Origin of the sequence: Thioclava sediminum (assembly GCF_002020355.1) — a bacterium.
GTDB classification, from domain to species: Bacteria; Pseudomonadota; Alphaproteobacteria; order Rhodobacterales; family Rhodobacteraceae; genus Thioclava; species Thioclava sediminum.
On record NZ_MPZV01000005.1, the window covers coordinates 341,317 to 357,442 of the forward strand.

Below are 16,126 nucleotides of genomic sequence, written 5' to 3' on the forward strand. Positions count from 1 at the left end.
GGCGATGGTGAAATCAAAGGGGGTGTCGGGGTGACACAGGTGTCTCGCTTGCACTGCAAGGAAAAGATGTCGCTGGATACGGCGCGGCTGGTGGTGCTCTATGCGGAGTTGGGACAGGACGGGGCGGAGCGGGTGATCTGCGCCACGGTCGAGGACCTCGCTTTCCATCTCAGCGCGCTGGAAGAGGCCACGAAAACGGGCCAATGCGGCAAGCTGCGCCGCGCGATCGCCGAAGTTATGGAGCTTGCCGAACAGGTCGGGCTGGTGTCGATGGTCAGCACGGCGCGCGACCTTCTGGACTGCATCTCGGGCGGCGATGCGGTGGCGCAGGCGGCGGTGATGGCGCGGCTGGGCCGGATCGTGGAACGCTCGCTCACCGAGGTCTGGGATATCGGCAACCTGTCTTCCTGAGGCGTGATCGATCGGCCCTTGCGGGCAGGCGCGGCAACGCTAGGCTCTGGGACGAAAGCAACCACCAGAGCCAAGGAGCCGCCCCCCATGAGCGCAGACAAGACCGCAAACGTGCCCGCCGACTTTTCCTTTCTCGCCCCGCGCCCCGCGATGCGCTTCGCCGAGGCGGACGCGCCCGCGCGCGCGCTGATCGCCGTTGCGCCCGAAGGATTGGAGCAGGCTCTGGCCGATCTGCCCCCCGCACAGCGCGCTTTCGTCGAAGCGACGGGCTTCAAGGCGAGCGCAGGTCAGGTCGCGCTTCTACCCGGGCCGGACGGTGCGGAGGCGGCGCTGCTGGGCCTCGGGACTGATGCGGCACGGGCGCGCGAGCGGTTCTCGCTCACGCGGGCGGCCTCGGCCCTGCCCGAAGGCGCATGGCGGATCGAGGGCGACCTGTCGGAAGCGTTGAAGGCGGAAACGGCGCTCGGCTGGTTGCTCGCGGGCTATCGGTTCGTCCGCTATGCCGAAGCCGCGCCGCCGAAAGCGCGGCTGATCTGCCCGGACGGCTTGGACGCGGCGCAGATCGAAGCCGTGGCCGAGGGCGAGGCCTTCACCCGTGACCTGATCAACACCCCCGCCTCTGACATGGGCCCGGACGAGCTGGAGGCCGCCGCGCGCCTTCTGGCCGAGCGTCACGGCGCAGAGGCCAATGTGATCAAGGGCGACGACCTTCTGACTCAGAACTTCCCGATGATCCACGCGGTGGGCCGCGCCTCCCCGCGCACGCCGCGGCTGATCGAGTTGAGCTGGGGCAGCGAAGGACCGGCGCTGACGCTCGTCGGCAAAGGCGTCTGTTTCGACACGGGCGGGCTGAACCTCAAGCCCGGCGCTTCGATGGGGCTGATGAAGAAGGATATGGGCGGCTCGGCCACCGTGCTGGGGCTTGCGCATATGATCATGGCGACGGGCGCGAAGCTGCGCCTGCGCGTGCTGGTCCCGGCGGTGGAGAACTCGGTCGGCGGCGACAGTTTCCGCCCCGGCGACATCCTGACTAGCCGCAAGGGGCTGACCGTCGAGATCAACAATACCGATGCCGAGGGGCGGCTGGTGCTGGCCGATGCGCTGGCCTATGCCGATGAGACCCCGCCCGATCTGATGATTTGCATGGCGACGCTGACGGGGGCCGCGCGGGTCGCTCTGGGGCCGGACATTCATCCGTTCTACACCGATGACGAGGGCGTCGCGCAGGCCTTTGCGACGGCCTCGGGCGCGGTGGCCGATCCGCTCTGGCGGATGCCGTTCTGGGCGCCCTACGAGGCGAAGATCGAACCCGGCATCGCCGATCTCGACAATGCGCCCTCGGGCGGCATGGCGGGCTCGATCACCGCCGCGCTGTTCCTGCGCCGCTTCGTGACCGAGACAAAGCGTTTCGCCCATTTCGATATCTACGGCTGGCAACCCGCCGCGGCCCCCGCCCGCCCGAAAGGCGGGGTCGGGCAAGGCGCGCGGGCGATCCTCGCGGCCCTGCCCGAGGTGCTGAAATGACCGACCCTCGCCGCCTGCCCTATTCAGGCGAGATCGCGCTGGAGACCCTGCGCGGTCAGATCGAGGCGGAAGGCTTCACCCACGGCATGCCCGCGCGGATCGTCGTGCCCGTGACCGATCTCTGCCCCGAGCCCGGAAGCTTGCGCGACCGGCAGCTTGTTTTTGGCGCCGAGGTAACCGTGATCGACCAGCGCGACGGCTTCGCCTTCGTTCAGGCCGCATGGGATGGCTATTGTGGCTGGATCGCCGCCGATACCTTCGGCACGCCCGAACCCGCTACCCATGTCGTCACCGCCCCCGCCACGCATGTCTATCGCGAGGCGGCGATCAAGCGCGGCGAAGTCATGCAGCTCTCGATGGGCGCGCGTCTGGCACTGACGGGCGACGACGGCATGTTCGCCGTAACCGCCGAGGGATTCGTGCCGCGCCAGCATCTGCGCGCGCTCGATCAGCCCGAGGACGATCCGGTCGCGGTGGCCGAGCGGCTGCTGGGCACGCCCTATCTGTGGGGCGGCAACAGCCGTGCGGGGATCGACTGCTCGGGTCTGGTGCAGATCGGTTTCGCGCTGTGCGGGCAGTCCGTGCCGGGCGACAGCGACCTGCAATGGGCCGAGATGGGAGATGTCGTGCCGGAGAGCGCCCCCCTCCAGCGTGGCGATCTGCTGTTCTGGAAAGGCCATGTGGCGCTCGCCTGCGATCGCGAGACGATGATCCATGCCAACGGTCATACGATGAGCGTGGCCCATGAGGGCATCGAGGCCGCCAAGGCGCGGATCGCGGCGGCGGGCGAAGGGCCGTATCTGGGGGTGAAGCGGGTCACGCGGTAAGGGACGCGCCCGAGCCTTGGGTGGGCGCTTCGATCCGCCTGTGGCCAGGCGCTTTATCTCGCAAGCCCGAGTGACGGTGATGCGCGCGATGACATCGCCAATGCGCCCTCCCGGGGGGAGGGTCGGGCGCGGCCCGGGCTGGACGCCCGGGCAAACCCTCGTCTCAGAAAACACCGCCAAAAGAAAAACGCCCGATCCTCCGACCGGGCGCCTCCCAATTCCAAAAAGGCCGAACGCTCAGCCCTTCTTGAGCACGCGCTTGCCCAGCGTCTCGGCGATCTGCACCGCGTTCAGGGCCGCGCCCTTGCGCAGGTTGTCCGACACGCACCAGATGTTCAGGCCGTTCTCGATGGTCGAGTCCTGACGGATGCGCGAGATGAAGGTGGCGAAATCGCCGACGCATTCGACCGGAGTGACGTAGCCGCCATCTTCGCGCTTGTCGACGACCATGATGCCGGGCGCCTCGCGCAGGATGTCGCGCGCTTCGTCCTCGTCGAGGAACTCCTCGAACTCGATGTTGATCGCTTCCGAGTGGCCCACGAAGACCGGCACGCGCACGCAAGTCGCGGTCAGTTTGATCGCCGGGTCGACGATCTTCTTCGTCTCGGCGACCATCTTCCACTCTTCCTTGGTGGACCCGTCATCGAGGAACACGTCGATATGCGGGATCACGTTGAAAGCGATCTGCTTCGGATAGACCTTCGGCTCCACTTCCTGACCGGGGACATACATGCCCTTGGTCTGGTTCCAAAGCTCGTCGATCGCCTCTTTGCCCGAGCCCGACACCGACTGGTAGGTCGAGACCACGACGCGCTTGATCTTGGCGCGGTCATGCAGCGGCTTGAGCGCCACGACCATCTGCGCGGTCGAGCAGTTCGGGTTCGCGATGATGTTTTTCTTCGCGTAACCGTCGACGGCTTCCGGGTTCACCTCCGGCACGACCAGCGGCACGTCCGGGTCGTAGCGGTAAAGCGACGAGTTATCGATCACCACGCAGCCCTGCTTGGCGGCAATGGGCGCGTATTTCTTCGTGGCGTCCGAGCCGATCGCGAACAGCGCGATGTCGTAGCCGGTGAAATCGAAACCCTCGATATCTTTAGTCTTCAGGGTCTGATCGCCAAAGCTGACCTCTGTGCCGAGGCTCCGGCGCGACGCGAGCGGCACCAGTTCATCGACCGGGAACTGGCGCTCGGCCAGGATGTTCAGCATTTCGCGGCCCACGTTCCCCGTGGCGCCCGCAACGACGACTTTATAGCCCATGAGGACCTCCTTGCTCGAATAGAACGCGGCTTCCTACCGCTTTACGTCAGGAAATGAAAGAGGCTCGACGCGCAGTCAGTTCCGAATGATGCGCGGATCGGAAGCAAGAAACCCGCCAACCATCTCCGCTTCGGCGGCGAAATCATGCGGCACCTTGTCGGCCGAACGCCGCCCCGACAGCGAAAGCGAGGCGAAGAAATCAAAGCCATAGAGGTCGAGCCGCGCCAGATCCGAGCGCAGGAGCATCTCGATCAGCATCGCGCCGGTCGTGGGTTGCGCGCCGAGCTTGAGCTTCAGCCCTTCGTAGTCGTCCAGCGGATGCAGGTAGAAACCGGGGCTGGTGGCGGTCTGCCAATCGAGCCGCTTGCGCTTATGGCTCATCCACAGGATGCGCGAAGGGGCGAGGCGGGCGCGCTCGGCCTCGGGTAGCGAGGTCGCAAGCGCCAGCCAGTCGGTGCGCGTGCCGTGGCTTTTGGCCGAGGGCATCGGCGCGCGGTTGATCCGGATCACCACGTCATGCGCGTCGATCTCTGCCCCCGCCTGCCCCTCGGCCAGCGCACGCGCATTGCCGACAAGCGCGACGGATTTGCCTGCCAGATCGCCCAGCAGCGCATTTTGCGAGACGGAGAGCGCGGCCAGCGGGGCCTCGCGCCGCAGCGTGCGATTGATCAGAAATCCAAGCCGGGTCATGTGATGGGTTTAGCTCATGCCATCGCCGCTGTCGCGGGCGAAAACGTAGAAAACCAGCCCGATCATCAGCGGCGCAAGGAAGAACGCGAACAGCAGCCCATAGGCCACAGCGGGCGTATGTCCCACCGAGACCGCATCGAAAACCGGCCGAGAGGCGAATTGCATCGCGGCCACGCCCATGATCGAGAACATGTTGTGCAGCGTCACGCCGCGCCCCGTCAGATGCGGCGGGTAGAAGGTGCGGCCATGCGCCATGATCACCGGGAAGGACGCGCCGAAGAAGCCGATCGCCGCCAGAAGCACAGTCGCCAACCACAGCGACTGTCCCGGCAGCACGAAGAGCACCGCCAAGGCCACGGCCAGCACCGCGTTGCCGTAAAGCGCGACCCGCTTGTGGCTGCCGAAAATCTTGTCCGCCGGACCATAGGCGAAATTGCCCGCGATCATCGCGAGGCCCATCACCAGGGTCACCTTGCCGATCAGTTGCGCATCGGCTCCGAAGACATCGGCCAGATAGGAGCCTGCCCAGACGCCGCGGATCCCGGCAGCTGCGGTGTAATTCGCGACCGTCAGGGGCAGCAGCACCCAGAAGCCCGGCAGGCGCAGCACATCGAGCGCGGTGCCGCGACGGCCTGCAGGCTGCTCCACCCGCTCGGGATCGCGCGCGAGCCACAGGATCAGCGCCGCCACCAGCAGCGTCAGCGCCGAGAGCGCCCAAAGCGTCGGACGCCAGCCGAAAGCCTCGATAGAGGCCGCAAGCGGGGCCGCGCCCGCGAGATTGCCAAGGCTCCCCGCGCCGATCATCGAGGCCGCGAGCGTGCCGAACAGCGCCGGCTTGAAACTGCGCGCGAAGATGAAATAGCTGCCCACCAGCACCGGCGCGCAGCCCGCCCCGATCAGGATCATCGCGATGTGGATGCCCATCGGCCCCTGCGCCATCGCGAAGACGGCCGCGCCCCCGCCGCCGCCAAGCGCCATCAGCACGCCCACGGTGCGGCGCGGCCCGATCCGGTCCAGCGCTTCGCCGATCGGGATCTGGATCAGCGCGAACGCCCCGTACCAAAGCCCCAGAGACACGGCGAGATCGCCTGGCGTCACACCGATTTCCTTGCCCAGAACGGGCGTCAGAACGGCGAGGCAAGTGCGGTAGAACTGGCTCAGAAGATAGGCGCCCACAAGCGAGGCGATCGAGATATACATGCGGGGGCTCCTTCGCGCGCACGCTCGCCCAAGGCGCGGGCAATGGCAAGAGCACATGCCCCTGTGCATTCGCGCGCCCGCCCCCCTTGTCTTGGCCCCGGCACAGGATCAGGATAAGGGGCGCAGGACTTGACGAGTGCGAGGGATGCCCGAATGGAACTGACCCGCCTGATGATGCGCCTCTATTTCGACAAGGCGATGCTGGGCCCCGGCAAGGTCCGGCTGTTGGAGGAAATCGCCGAACACGGCTCGATCTCCGCGGCGGGGCGCGCGATGAAAATGAGCTACAAACGTGCGTGGTCGCTGGTCGAAGAAATGAATGCGGGTTTCAAGTCGCCGCTGGTGGATCGCGCGCGCGGCGGCGCGAAGGGCGGCGGTGCGTCGCTGACGCCCGAGGGCGAAGCGGTCCTCGCCGCCTATCGGCGGCTGGAGGAGAAAGCCCGCGAGGCGGGTAGCGAAGAGATCGCCCTGATCGGCGCGATGGTCGCTGACTGAGGTCCCCAAGGTCCTTGCGCCGGATCAATGCGCATCGAGCTAAGGTTCGCGCATCTTGCTGGCAGTCGCCAGTAACGGACCAAGAGCATGTTCGATCTTCCAAGAAAGATGGCCGCGCGCGTTGCGACTCTCGGGCTCGCAGTCGCGCTCGCGGCCTGTATGCCGAGCGGCACCTCGGACGCCCAGACGCTCGCCTCGAAGGTGGAGACCCTGCGCGCCTATGACCTCGCCACGGTGAACGGCAAGGCGCCCGCGCGGGCGATCCGCTTCTATATCGGAGATAATTCGCGCTTTGCCGTCTGCGGGCATTGCCTCTGCGTGACCGGAGTGATGTTTACCCCCTACCCCGCGCTTGGCATCCGGCCGACATCGGCCTCGCCCACGTTCGCCTGCGAGCAGGAGACGCCGGAGTTCAAGGCCGATGCGGGCCTCGCGCAGCTCTTCTTCGACATGAAGCAGGCGCAGGTCGATGGCACGGCGGTCACCTTCACCGGCAGCGGCGATCATGTGATGGTGTTCCAGCGCGGCGGCACCGATCTCACCCCGCCGTAAGCTCTCGCATAGCAAAAAGCGCGGGAGTTACCCCCCGCGCCCGTCATTTTCACCGATAATAGATGCCTCAGGCGTCGACCGTCTCGACCTGCTTGGCCTCCGACTTGGTCGGGCCTGCAATCTCGATCCGGCGCGGCTTCAGCGCCTCGGGCACTTCGCGGACGAGATCGAGATGGAGCATCCCGTCTTCATGGGTGGCCCCGGTGACCTTCACATGATCGGCCAGCGCGAAGCGGCGCTCGAAAGCACGGGTCGCGATGCCACGATGCAGGTAGGTGCGGCCGGAATCGTCCTCGGCCTTGCGACCGGTCACGATCAGCGCGCCGTCTTTTAGCTCGACAGTCAGCTCGTCCGACCCGAAGCCCGCAACGGCGATCGAGATGCGATAGGCATTCTCGTCGGTCTTCTCGATATTGTAGGGTGGATAGGTCGGCTGGGCGAGATCGCTGGTCAGCGCACGGTCCATCATATCAGCCACGCGGTCGAAGCCCACGGTGGCGCGGTAAAGGGGCGAAAGATCAAAGTTTCGCATATCATCATCCTCTCTTGAGCGATGGTTATGAAACCCGCCCCGTGCGGGGCCGGGCAGTTGGGCGCCAGAACCCTCATCAGGCATTCCGGCATTCATAAATTTGGGAAATCTCTCCCGACGTTTCAAGAGGGGCGCCGCTTCGGGCCAAGCCCTTAGGGGCGCAGGAATTTCGCCCCGGTTGCGCCCCCGCCAGACAGGATGCGCGGCTGGCCCTGCGCGGGCTCCGTGCGGCGGATCTGCGGCGCGGCGGAGGCGCTGGGGGATACGGCGCGGATCACGCCCCGCCCGCTGCGCAGTGCGGATTTCAGCTGCGCGACGATCGCGGGCAATTCCATCCCATAGGCGCGCGAGACGCCATTCTTGCGCGAGCCCGAGGAGACCAGCGACACGATCTGCGCCCGCCCGCCTGCCGCCAGCCCCGAGCGGTCGAAAACCGGCGCGCCCGAAGAGCCATGGTCGACATCGCAATCAAACCCGATCAACCCTTTCGCGCGACCGAACACGCGGCACGCCTTTTGCCAGGACAGCGCATCGGCCCGGCCCTGCGCGTAAGACACCACCGACACTTCGGCCCCAGCGGCGGGCACGTCGCCGACGCGAAAAGGCGCTGCGATCGAAGTCGGGATCGGCGCCGAGAGCTGCAGAAGAGCGACGTCGTGGCGCACGGTGTCGATCGAGAGCGGCACGAACGGGCTATAATCCGGATCGGCGACCATCGCGGCAACCGGGCGCGCGGCGATCTCCGCCCCATCGGTTTGGGCTGCGGCAAAACCAAGCGTCGCGGGATCGCGCGGTGCCTGCGCCCGCCGGTCAAAGATGCAATGGCCCGCCGTCAGCACCAGATCGGGTGCGATCAGAACGCCGGTGCAGTAGCCGTCAGCGCCGATGGTGACTTTGCCCACCGCCTCCCAGCCAAAGAGATCAGCACGCTGCGACAGCCGGTCGAGCGCGGAATTGCGCGCCTCCTGCGCCTCGCCCATGCCGCCCAGCAAAGCCAGAGCCACGACCCCCACGATGATCCGCTTAACACCCATCGCGCTTACTTCGCCTTGATGAATTTTGCCCCGCCCGCGCGAATTTCGCGGGTGGTGGCGACGTTGTCACGGCTCTCGATAGCCTGCCGCAGATCGGCGACCCCATTGGCCAGCGCCCCGATCGAGACCGGGCGCGCGCCCATCTGGGCCTTGGCGGAGACCACCGAGACGATCTCGGGGCGACCATTGGCAAAGCTGAAGACCGGCGAGCCCGAGGCCCCGAAATCGGCCGAGCAGCTCATCACCACCGTCGCGCCTGCACGTTCCAGCACCGAGCAATCGCGTTGCAGCGACGGCGCCTCCGAGCGTCCCTGTGCATAGGACAGAACGCCCACCTCCTCGCCGCGATAGGGCGCGCTGCGCGACACCTCAAAGGGCTGAAGCTGCGGCAGGCGGATCGGCTGGGCGAGCTTGATCAGCGCAAGATCGAATTCCGAACGCTTCACGCCGACCGGCCCACCGTAGTGATAGGAGGGATGCAGCACCGCGCGCGACACCTTGCGATAGGCCTCGGCGCGACCGTTGCGCCAGCCCGCACGAAACTCGATCTCGCGTGCATCGATCAACGCGCCGCTGCGCTTGTCATAGAGGCAATGCCCCGCCGTCAGAACCAGGTCGGGCGCGATCAGCGTGCCGGTGCAAAAGCTGCCATGGCCCAGATCGAGCCGCCCCACTGCCTGCCAGCCGCGCGTATCGTCGCCGGTTTCCAGCGCCCGCAAGGGCGTCGCATGGGTGATCGTCTCGGCCCGCGCCAGCACAGGCAGCGCGGTCAGACAGGCAAGAGCGAAAGCAAGAAGGCGCATCGGGGCTCCGATATTTGCGGGGCGTTTTGCCTTTCGTAGCGCCCCGATGCGGCCAGATTGTGGCGTCGATCAGGTCTGTGCAAGCGCCGGTGGCTTCGGCCCGCCCGTGGCCCAGTCCAAAAGTTCGACAGTGTGGACAACGGGCACCTCGGTGCCGCCGCCGATCTGCACCATGCAGCCGATATTGCCCGCCGCGATCACCTCGGGCTGCTTCGCCTCGAGCGTCGCCACCTTGCGCTTCTTCAGCTCGTCGGAAATCTCCGGCTGCAGCAGGTTGTAGGTGCCCGCCGAGCCGCAGCACAGATGGCTGTCGGCAGGCTCGACCACTTCGAAGCCTGCCTGTTTCAACAGGTCCTTCGGCGCGGATTTGATCTGCTGGCCGTGCTGGAGCGAACAGGCCGCGTGATAGGCCACACGCATCCCGCCCTGCCCCTCAGGCAGGCCGATCTTCGCGAGGAATTCCGACACGTCGCAGGCCAGACCCGCGACCTTCGCGGCCTCCTCGGCCATCGGATCGTTGCGGAAGATATGCCCGTAATCCTTCACCGTGGTGCCGCAGCCCGAGGTGTTGATGATCACCGCATCCAGATCGCCTTCGCTCAGATAGGCGCGGATGTTGCGCGCCGCCTGCGAATGGCTCTCGTCCTCGCGGCCCATGTGATGCGACAGCGCCCCGCAACAGCCGAGATTCTTCGGGATCACCACCTCGCAGCCCAGCCGCCGCAGAAGCCGGATCGTCGCGTCGTTGATATCGGTGTTGAGCGCCCGCTGCGCGCAGCCGATCTGCAGCGCCACGCGGTATTTCTTCTCGCCCATCGGGGCGAAAACCTGCGCGTCATCGTTGCGGCTGACCGGCGGGATGGTCTTAGGCGCCATGCCCACCATCGCGCGCAGCCGCTTGTCCGGCAGCAGCCCGGCGAAGGGTTTCGCCAGTTTCGCCCCGCCCATCGCCAGACGGAAGCGACCCGGATAGGGCACGATCTTCGCCAGCGTCCAGCGCAGCAGCCGGTCCATCATCGGGCGCTTGTAGGTCTTCTCGACATGGGCGCGGGCATGGTCGATCAGATGCATGTAATGCACGCCCGAGGGGCAGGTCGTCATGCAGGCCAGACAGCTCAGACAACGGTCGAGATGCTTGACCGTCTTCTCATCCGCGGGCCGGTCGTTCTCCAGCATGTCCTTGATCAGGTAGATGCGCCCGCGCGGGCTGTCCAACTCGTCGCCCAGCACCTGATATGAGGGGCAGGTCGCGGTGCAGAACCCGCAATGGACGCAGGCGCGCAGGATCTCGTTGGAGCGCGCGACGCCGGGATCTTTCAGCTGTTCGGGCGAAAAATTCGTCTGCATCAGCCCATCCTTCCGGGGTTCAGAATACCTTTGGGGTCGAATTGCGCACGCAGCGCGGTGGTCAGCGTGGCGATCGGCGCGGGTTCGGGCTCGAAGGTCACGCCCGCCGCGCCGCGCATGCAGGTCGCGTGGCCGGTATAGGGCGAGGCCAACGCACGGGCGTCGCTGCCTTCGGGCAGAAGCGCCCAGATCAGCCCGCCACCCCAGTCGAGCAGCACCTCGCCACCCAGACGCGCGACGATCTCAGAGGCCTCCGACGGCTTCACCGAAAGCCGCCACAGATCGCCGTCCTTGCCGATAAACGGCTCCAGATCGCGCAGGCTTTGCCAGATCGCGGCCGAGCCCTCTTCCTCGACCCGCACCGGGCCGAAAGGCTCCATCAGTTTGCGCAACTGCTCCGCCCGGTAGGCGACGGATTCGGCCAGCCCCTCGACCCGCACCACCGCACCGTGACCGGGCAGCCAGCCCGCACCGGACACGTCGTAGGGCGAGCCCAAACCCGCCGCCAGAGCCACCTGCGCGGCTCCGGCCGGAAGGTCGATCACCACCGTCGCCTGAGACGGCGCGGCGGGCAGCAGCTTGAAGGCAACCTCGCTCATCACCCCGAGCGTGCCCCAGCTTCCGGCCATCAGCTTCACCAGATCGTAGCCGGTGACGTTCTTCATCACCCGGCCACCGTTCTTCACGATCTGCCCGCGTCCATCGACGAACCGCGTCCCGATCAGGCTGTCGCGACAGGCCCCGGCCTGCACCCGGCGCGGGCCCGAGACATTGGCGGCCACCACACCGCCCACGGTGCTCGTGCCCGGGGCGCCCAGAACCGGCCCCCAATTCGCAGGCTCGAAAGGCAGGCGCTGGCCTTCGGCGGCAATTGCCGCCTCCACCTCGGCCAGAGGCGTCCCCGCACCCACGACCAGCGTCAGTGCGCCCGGCTCGTAAAGCGTGATGCCCGAAATCCCGACTTCCAGCGGCTCTCCCAGACACCGGCCCACAGGCCGCGTGCCGCCTCCGCGCACGGCCAGCGCACCACCCGCATCCCGGACGGCCTCGGCCAGCTGCGCCTCGCTCTCAACTCTCATGAAATCTGCCTTCCTCTTGGCAAAAATATCCCGGGGGCTCGCGTCAGCGAGCGGGGCAGCGCCCCTCCCGGCCCTCAGCTCGCGTGTCAGCTCGCACGGCGGCTCGCGCTCGCACCCAGCGGGAACACCTTCGCCGGGTTCAAAAGCCATTTCGGATCGAACACGTCCTTCACCCGCATCTGCGCTTCAAGATCGGCGGGCTCGAACTGCACATCCATCAGGTCGCGCTTCTCGATGCCCACGCCATGCTCGCCGGTCAGGCAGCCGCCCGCCTCGACGCAGAGCTTCAGGATTTCCGCGCCCAGCTTTTCGCATTGCTCCTGCTGACCCGGCTCGTTGGCATTATACAGGATCAGCGGGTGCATATTGCCGTCGCCCGCATGGAAGACATTCGCGACGTCCAGCCCGTAATCCTTCGACAGCTCGCCGATCCGGCGCAGCACGAAGGGCAGCTCCGAGACCGGGATCGTCCCGTCGAGGCACATGTAGTCGTTGATCTGCCCCATCGCGCCGAAGGCGGATTTCCGGCCCAGCCAGATCCGCGCGGCCTCGTCGGCCGATTGCGCCTCGCGGAACTCGACTGGCTCGTGACGGGTCGCGATCTGGCGGATCATGCCGATCTGCTCGTCGATCTCGGCCGGGCTGCCTTCGCATTCGACGATCAGCAGCGCCTCGCAATCGGGATAGCCCGCATGGCAAAAGGCCTCGGTCGCGACGATGCAAGGACGGTCCATGAACTCGATCGCGACCGGCAGGATGCCCGCCTTGATGATATCCGCCACGCAGGCGCCCGCGACCTCGTTCGAGTTGAAGCCGATCAGCACGGGCCGCGCACCTTCGGGCTTGGGCAGGATTTTCAGCGTGGCCTCGGTCACGACGCCCAGCTGCCCCTCCGAGCCGCAGATCAGCCCAAGAAGATCGAGCCCGCCCGCGTCCAGGTAAGGCCCGCCGACCTCGACCACCTCGCCCTCCATCGTGACCAGCGTCACGCCAAGGAGGTTATTCGTGGTCACCCCGTATTTCAGGCAATGTGCGCCGCCGGAATTCATCGCGATATTGCCCGAGATCGCGCAGGCGAGCTGCGACGAGGGATCAGGGGCGTAGAACCAGCCGTCGCTTTCCACCGCCCCGGTCACCGAGAGGTTCGTGCGCCCCGCCTCGACCCGGATGAAGCGGTTGGTGTAATCGGTCTCGAGCACGGCATTCATCCGCGCGAGGCCCAGCACCACCGAATCCGCCTGCGGCATCGACCCGCCCGCAAGCGAGGTGCCCGCGCCGCGCGGCACCACCGGCACGCCCAGCTCGTGGCAGGCCTTCAGCGCCGCCGCGACCTCCCCCGTCGAGCGCGGCAGCACCACGCCCAGTGGCTGGCAGCGATAGGCCGAAAGCGCATCGCACTCATAAGCGCGCGTCTCGCTGGGGTCGTCGATCACCGCATCCGCAGGCAGAACCTCGCGCAGGCGGGCGATGATCTGCGGCTTGCGCGCCAGCAGATCCTCCTTCGGCTTGGGCATTTCCATGGCAAACTCCTCCCGGTTGGTCAGAAAATATAACCAATAAGCCCCGGTGACAAGAGAAGCCGCATCGCGCTAACTGTCGATATGATGACGACGTTTCATATCGGCCCGCTGGGGCCGCTCGACCTCGCGGCGCTCGCCCTTCTGGTCGCCTGCTGGATGGTGATCGGCTGGACGACCGAACATCCGAGTGCCGCCCGCCCCTCGATGGGCAAGCTGATGGAGAGTTACCGTCGCGAATGGATGCGCCAGCTTGTGACGCGCCAGCCGCGGATCTTCGATTCGGCGATGGTGGACGGGCTGCGGCAGTCGACGACCTTCTTCGCATCGTCTTCGCTGATCGCCATCGGTGCCGGACTGGCGCTGATCGCGAATCCGCAGCCGCTCGCGAATCTCGCAGATGATTTCGACATCGCGCGCGGCCCCGATCTGCTGTGGGAGGCCCGCATCCTCACCGCCGTTCTATTCGGCGCGAACGCATTCCTGAAATTCGTCTGGTCGCATCGGCTGTTTTCCTATGCCGCGATCGCGATGGCGGCGGTGCCCAACGAGCCAGAGGACCCGCTGGCCTATCCACGCGCGGAACAGGCAGCGCAGGTAAACATCAACGCCGCGAAAAGCTTCAATCGCGGGCTGCGCTCGGTCTATTTCGCTTTGGCGACGCTGGCGTGGCTGCTGGGGCCCTATGCGCTCATTGCGGCGACGCTGTTCACGACGGGGATGCTCTGGCGGCGCGAATTCGCCTCGGACTCGCGCCAAGCTCTGCTGCAAGACATCCCTGAGTGAAGGCCCGAGCGACAACCCGAGCAAGCTCCGCTTCATAGTGGCTGGCAGGGCTCGCATGATTTGGCTACACCCGAAGGCATGAGCAGTTTCCTTTCCGTCGAGCAATCCCTGACAGGCCGCCGTTGGATCGGCCCCACACCCGAGGCCGACCGGCTGGCCGAGGCGATGGCGCAACAGACGCGCCTGCCCCTGCCGCTCGCCCGTATCCTCGTCGCGCGTGGCGTCACGCCGGAGGAGAGCGAGGGCTTCCTGGAACCCACCTTGCGCGAGCTGCTCCCCGACCCGCGGTCCTTGCGCGACATGGAGCAGGCAGCGGCGCGGTTCCTGAAAGCGGTGAAGTCCGGTGAGAAGATCGCGGTCTTTGCCGATTACGACGTCGATGGCGGCTCCTCGGCGGCGCTGCTGATCAATTGGCTGCGCGCGATGGGGCGCGAGGCGACGCTTTATATCCCCGACCGGATCGACGAGGGCTACGGGCCGAACGTGCCCGCAATGGAAAGCCTCGGAGCCGAGCATCCGCTGATCGTCTGCGTCGATTGCGGCACGCTGAGCCATGAGCCCGTGGCCGCCGCGAAACCCGCCGATGTCGTCATTCTCGACCACCACCTGGGCGGAGAGACCTTGCCCCCTGCGCTGGCCGTGGTGAACCCGAACCGGCAGGACGAGACCGGCGAGCTGGGTCATCTCTGCGCCGCCTCGGTCGTCTTCCTGATGCTGGTGGAGGCGAACCGCCAATTGCGCGACGAAGGCGTGCAGGGGCCGCCGCTGATGACGCTTCTCGATCTCGTGGCACTGGCGACGGTGGCCGATGTCGCGCCGCTCACGGGCTGCAACCGGGCACTGGTGCGTCAGGGCCTCAAGATCATGGCGCGGCGCGAGCGGCCCGGCCTCGTGGCGCTGTCGGATGTGGCGCGGCTCGACCGCGCGCCCGCCGCCTATCATCTGGGCTTCGTGCTTGGCCCGCGGATCAATGCGGGCGGACGGATCGGCGCCGCCGATCTGGGCGCGCGGCTGCTCTCGACAACCGACCCGCATGAGGCGCAATCCATCGCGGACCGGCTCGACCAGCTCAACACCGAGCGCCGAGAGGTCGAGAACGCCGTGCGGGAAGCCGCGCTGAGCCAAGCCGAGGAACGCGGACTGAACGCACCGCTCGTCTGGGCGGCGGGCGCGGGCTGGCATCCGGGCGTCGTGGGCATCGTGGCCGCGCGGTTGAAAGAGGCGACGAACCGTCCCTCCGTCGTGATCGGCGTGGATGACGGGATCGGCAAAGGCTCGGCCCGCTCGGTCGCGGGCGTCGATATCGGGGCCGCGATCCAGCGCGTTGCCGCTGAGGGGCTGCTGCTGAAAGGCGGTGGGCACAAGATGGCCGCGGGCCTTACGGTCGAGGAAGACAAGCTGGAGCCCGCGATGGCGCGCCTGTCGGAGCTTCTCGCCAAACAGGGTGCGGGCGAAATCGGACCGCGCGACCTGCGCCTCGACGGGATGCTGATGCCGGGCGCCGCGACGCCGCAGCTGATCGAGGATCTGGACCGCGCAGGCCCCTTTGGTCAGGGTGCCCCTGCCCCGCGTTTCGCCTTCGCCGATATGGAAGTCGTGGGCGCGCGCCGGATCGGGGAAAGCCACCTGCGCTTCAATTTCGGCGACGGTATGGGCGGGCGGATCGAGGCGATCTGCTTCGGCGCCTTCGACGGCCCGCTCGGCCCCGCGCTGAGCCAGCCGGGCGCGCAGCGCCTCCACCTCGCCGGGCGGCTGGAGATCAACACATGGGGCGGGCGCAACAAGGTGCAGCTGCGCCTCGAAGACGCCGCCGAAGCGTAACCGCCACCCCGCCATCGCACGCGGAAAAGGACTGTAATTCCAAGGCTTCCAGCCTGCCGTAACGGAGGGGCAAAAACTTTCCGAAAATCCGCAATTACCCTCTTGCGAGTCACGGTTCTCTGGCCTAAACACCGCTCCACCTTAGGCAGGTATGCCCGGAAGGTTCAGAGTGGTCCGTTCGTCTATCGGTTAGGACGCCAGGTTTTCAACCTGGAAAGAGGGGTTCGATTCCCCTACGGACTGCCACT

Annotated in this window: 16 protein-coding genes and 1 tRNA gene; 8 read left to right on the plus strand and 9 right to left on the minus strand. The window is 66.7% G+C overall.

What is annotated here, in order from left to right:
• Positions 1–66: 66 nt before the first annotated feature.
• From BMI91_RS19295 to BMI91_RS19305, 3 genes are all read left to right on the plus strand, one after another.
• Positions 67–411 carry a hypothetical protein gene (locus tag BMI91_RS19295; RefSeq protein ID WP_078606286.1) on the plus strand — a complete coding sequence of 115 codons (345 nt, stop codon included), beginning with the start codon at positions 67–69 and terminating at the stop codon, positions 409–411.
• A gap of 150 nt (positions 412–561) precedes the next feature.
• On the plus strand, positions 562–1,935 hold the full coding sequence (locus BMI91_RS19300) for a leucyl aminopeptidase family protein (RefSeq protein ID WP_078606317.1): 1,374 nt from the start codon (positions 562–564) through the stop codon (positions 1,933–1,935).
• Entirely contained in the window at positions 1,932–2,762 is an 831-nt protein-coding gene (locus tag BMI91_RS19305; protein WP_078606287.1) for a C40 family peptidase, read from the plus strand. The genes BMI91_RS19300 and BMI91_RS19305 overlap by 4 nt, the downstream gene beginning before the upstream one ends.
• Positions 2,763–2,999: 237 nt before the next feature.
• Here the strand turns inward: BMI91_RS19305 and BMI91_RS19310 are convergent, their stop codons facing one another.
• From BMI91_RS19310 to BMI91_RS19320, 3 genes are all read right to left on the minus strand, one after another.
• Entirely contained in the window at positions 3,000–4,022 is a 1,023-nt protein-coding gene (locus BMI91_RS19310) for an aspartate-semialdehyde dehydrogenase (RefSeq protein ID WP_078547854.1), read from the minus strand.
• Between the two features lie 75 nt (positions 4,023–4,097).
• Positions 4,098–4,712 (minus strand): glycosyltransferase family 29 protein, encoded by a 615-nt coding sequence (locus BMI91_RS19315; protein WP_078606288.1) that lies wholly within the window; start codon positions 4,710–4,712, stop codon positions 4,098–4,100.
• A 9-nt stretch (positions 4,713–4,721) separates the two neighbouring features.
• Entirely contained in the window at positions 4,722–5,912 is a 1,191-nt protein-coding gene (locus tag BMI91_RS19320; RefSeq protein ID WP_078601686.1) for an MFS transporter, read from the minus strand.
• 153 nt (positions 5,913–6,065) lie between these two features.
• On the opposite strand from BMI91_RS19320, the gene BMI91_RS19325 reads away from it, so the two are divergent.
• Together BMI91_RS19325 and BMI91_RS19330 are read left to right on the plus strand one after the other, a co-directional pair.
• A complete protein-coding gene (locus BMI91_RS19325) occupies positions 6,066–6,407 on the plus strand; it encodes a winged helix-turn-helix domain-containing protein (RefSeq protein WP_232621626.1) in 342 nt (113 codons plus the stop codon).
• 108 nt (positions 6,408–6,515) lie between these two features.
• Positions 6,516–6,959, plus strand: coding sequence for a hypothetical protein (locus BMI91_RS19330; protein WP_078606289.1), 444 nt, complete (start codon positions 6,516–6,518; stop codon positions 6,957–6,959).
• Between the two features lie 67 nt (positions 6,960–7,026).
• Here BMI91_RS19330 and BMI91_RS19335 read toward each other — a convergent pair whose 3' ends face one another.
• The 6 genes from BMI91_RS19335 to BMI91_RS19360 all read right to left on the minus strand — a co-directional run bounded on the left by BMI91_RS19335 (position 7,027) and on the right by BMI91_RS19360 (position 13,274).
• Positions 7,027–7,491 (minus strand): Hsp20 family protein, encoded by a 465-nt coding sequence (locus BMI91_RS19335; RefSeq protein ID WP_078547861.1) that lies wholly within the window; start codon positions 7,489–7,491, stop codon positions 7,027–7,029.
• A gap of 152 nt (positions 7,492–7,643) precedes the next feature.
• Positions 7,644–8,525, minus strand: coding sequence for a trypsin-like serine peptidase (locus BMI91_RS19340; protein WP_078606290.1), 882 nt, complete (start codon positions 8,523–8,525; stop codon positions 7,644–7,646).
• A 5-nt stretch (positions 8,526–8,530) separates the two neighbouring features.
• Entirely contained in the window at positions 8,531–9,328 is a 798-nt protein-coding gene (locus BMI91_RS19345) for a trypsin-like serine peptidase (protein ID WP_078606291.1), read from the minus strand.
• A 69-nt stretch (positions 9,329–9,397) separates the two neighbouring features.
• Complete coding sequence (gene glcF / locus BMI91_RS19350) at positions 9,398–10,675, minus strand: glycolate oxidase subunit GlcF (RefSeq protein WP_078606292.1); 1,278 nt, start codon at positions 10,673–10,675, stop codon at positions 9,398–9,400.
• Positions 10,675–11,754, minus strand: a complete 1,080-nt coding sequence (locus BMI91_RS19355) for an FAD-binding protein (RefSeq protein ID WP_078606293.1) — start codon at positions 11,752–11,754, stop codon at positions 10,675–10,677. The genes glcF and BMI91_RS19355 overlap by 1 nt, the downstream gene beginning before the upstream one ends.
• Positions 11,755–11,840: 86 nt before the next feature.
• Positions 11,841–13,274 carry an FAD-linked oxidase C-terminal domain-containing protein gene (locus tag BMI91_RS19360; protein ID WP_078606294.1) on the minus strand — a complete coding sequence of 478 codons (1,434 nt, stop codon included), beginning with the start codon at positions 13,272–13,274 and terminating at the stop codon, positions 11,841–11,843.
• Positions 13,275–13,355: 81 nt separating this feature from the next.
• Here BMI91_RS19360 and BMI91_RS19365 point away from each other — a divergent pair, with 81 nt between their 5' ends.
• The 3 genes from BMI91_RS19365 to BMI91_RS19375 all read left to right on the plus strand — a co-directional run bounded on the left by BMI91_RS19365 (position 13,356) and on the right by BMI91_RS19375 (position 16,124).
• The gene (locus BMI91_RS19365; RefSeq protein WP_078542779.1) at positions 13,356–14,057 is read left to right on the plus strand and encodes a DUF599 domain-containing protein; all 702 of its coding nucleotides are present in this window, start codon (positions 13,356–13,358) and stop codon (positions 14,055–14,057) included.
• A gap of 78 nt (positions 14,058–14,135) precedes the next feature.
• Positions 14,136–15,878 (plus strand): single-stranded-DNA-specific exonuclease RecJ, encoded by a 1,743-nt coding sequence (gene recJ, locus BMI91_RS19370; RefSeq protein WP_078606295.1) that lies wholly within the window; start codon positions 14,136–14,138, stop codon positions 15,876–15,878.
• Positions 15,879–16,049: 171 nt separating this feature from the next.
• Positions 16,050–16,124: transfer RNA gene (locus BMI91_RS19375), tRNA-Glu, on the plus strand.
• Positions 16,125–16,126: the final 2 nt, after the last annotated feature.

Excerpts from the sequence above, each read along its gene's own strand:
- recJ (WP_078606295.1), top strand. The coding sequence starts at position 14,136 with ATGAGCAGTTTCCTTTCCGTCGAGCAATCCCTGACAGGCCGCCGTTGG.
- glcF (WP_078606292.1), bottom strand. The coding sequence starts at position 10,675 with ATGCAGACGAATTTTTCGCCCGAACAGCTGAAAGATCCCGGCGTCGCG.
- BMI91_RS19325 (WP_232621626.1), top strand. The coding sequence starts at position 6,066 with ATGGAACTGACCCGCCTGATGATGCGCCTCTATTTCGACAAGGCGATG.
- BMI91_RS19320 (WP_078601686.1), bottom strand. The coding sequence starts at position 5,912 with ATGTATATCTCGATCGCCTCGCTTGTGGGCGCCTATCTTCTGAGCCAG.
- BMI91_RS19340 (WP_078606290.1), bottom strand. The coding sequence starts at position 8,525 with ATGGGTGTTAAGCGGATCATCGTGGGGGTCGTGGCTCTGGCTTTGCTG.
- BMI91_RS19330 (WP_078606289.1), top strand. The coding sequence starts at position 6,516 with ATGGCCGCGCGCGTTGCGACTCTCGGGCTCGCAGTCGCGCTCGCGGCC.
- BMI91_RS19300 (WP_078606317.1), top strand. The coding sequence starts at position 562 with ATGCGCTTCGCCGAGGCGGACGCGCCCGCGCGCGCGCTGATCGCCGTT.
- BMI91_RS19315 (WP_078606288.1), bottom strand. The coding sequence starts at position 4,712 with ATGACCCGGCTTGGATTTCTGATCAATCGCACGCTGCGGCGCGAGGCC.
- BMI91_RS19360 (WP_078606294.1), bottom strand. The coding sequence starts at position 13,274 with ATGGAAATGCCCAAGCCGAAGGAGGATCTGCTGGCGCGCAAGCCGCAG.
- BMI91_RS19365 (WP_078542779.1), top strand. The coding sequence starts at position 13,356 with ATGATGACGACGTTTCATATCGGCCCGCTGGGGCCGCTCGACCTCGCG.
- BMI91_RS19310 (WP_078547854.1), bottom strand. The coding sequence starts at position 4,022 with ATGGGCTATAAAGTCGTCGTTGCGGGCGCCACGGGGAACGTGGGCCGC.
- BMI91_RS19355 (WP_078606293.1), bottom strand. The coding sequence starts at position 11,754 with ATGAGAGTTGAGAGCGAGGCGCAGCTGGCCGAGGCCGTCCGGGATGCG.
- BMI91_RS19305 (WP_078606287.1), top strand. The coding sequence starts at position 1,932 with ATGACCGACCCTCGCCGCCTGCCCTATTCAGGCGAGATCGCGCTGGAG.
- BMI91_RS19335 (WP_078547861.1), bottom strand. The coding sequence starts at position 7,491 with ATGCGAAACTTTGATCTTTCGCCCCTTTACCGCGCCACCGTGGGCTTC.
- BMI91_RS19345 (WP_078606291.1), bottom strand. The coding sequence starts at position 9,328 with ATGCGCCTTCTTGCTTTCGCTCTTGCCTGTCTGACCGCGCTGCCTGTG.
- BMI91_RS19295 (WP_078606286.1), top strand. The coding sequence starts at position 67 with ATGTCGCTGGATACGGCGCGGCTGGTGGTGCTCTATGCGGAGTTGGGA.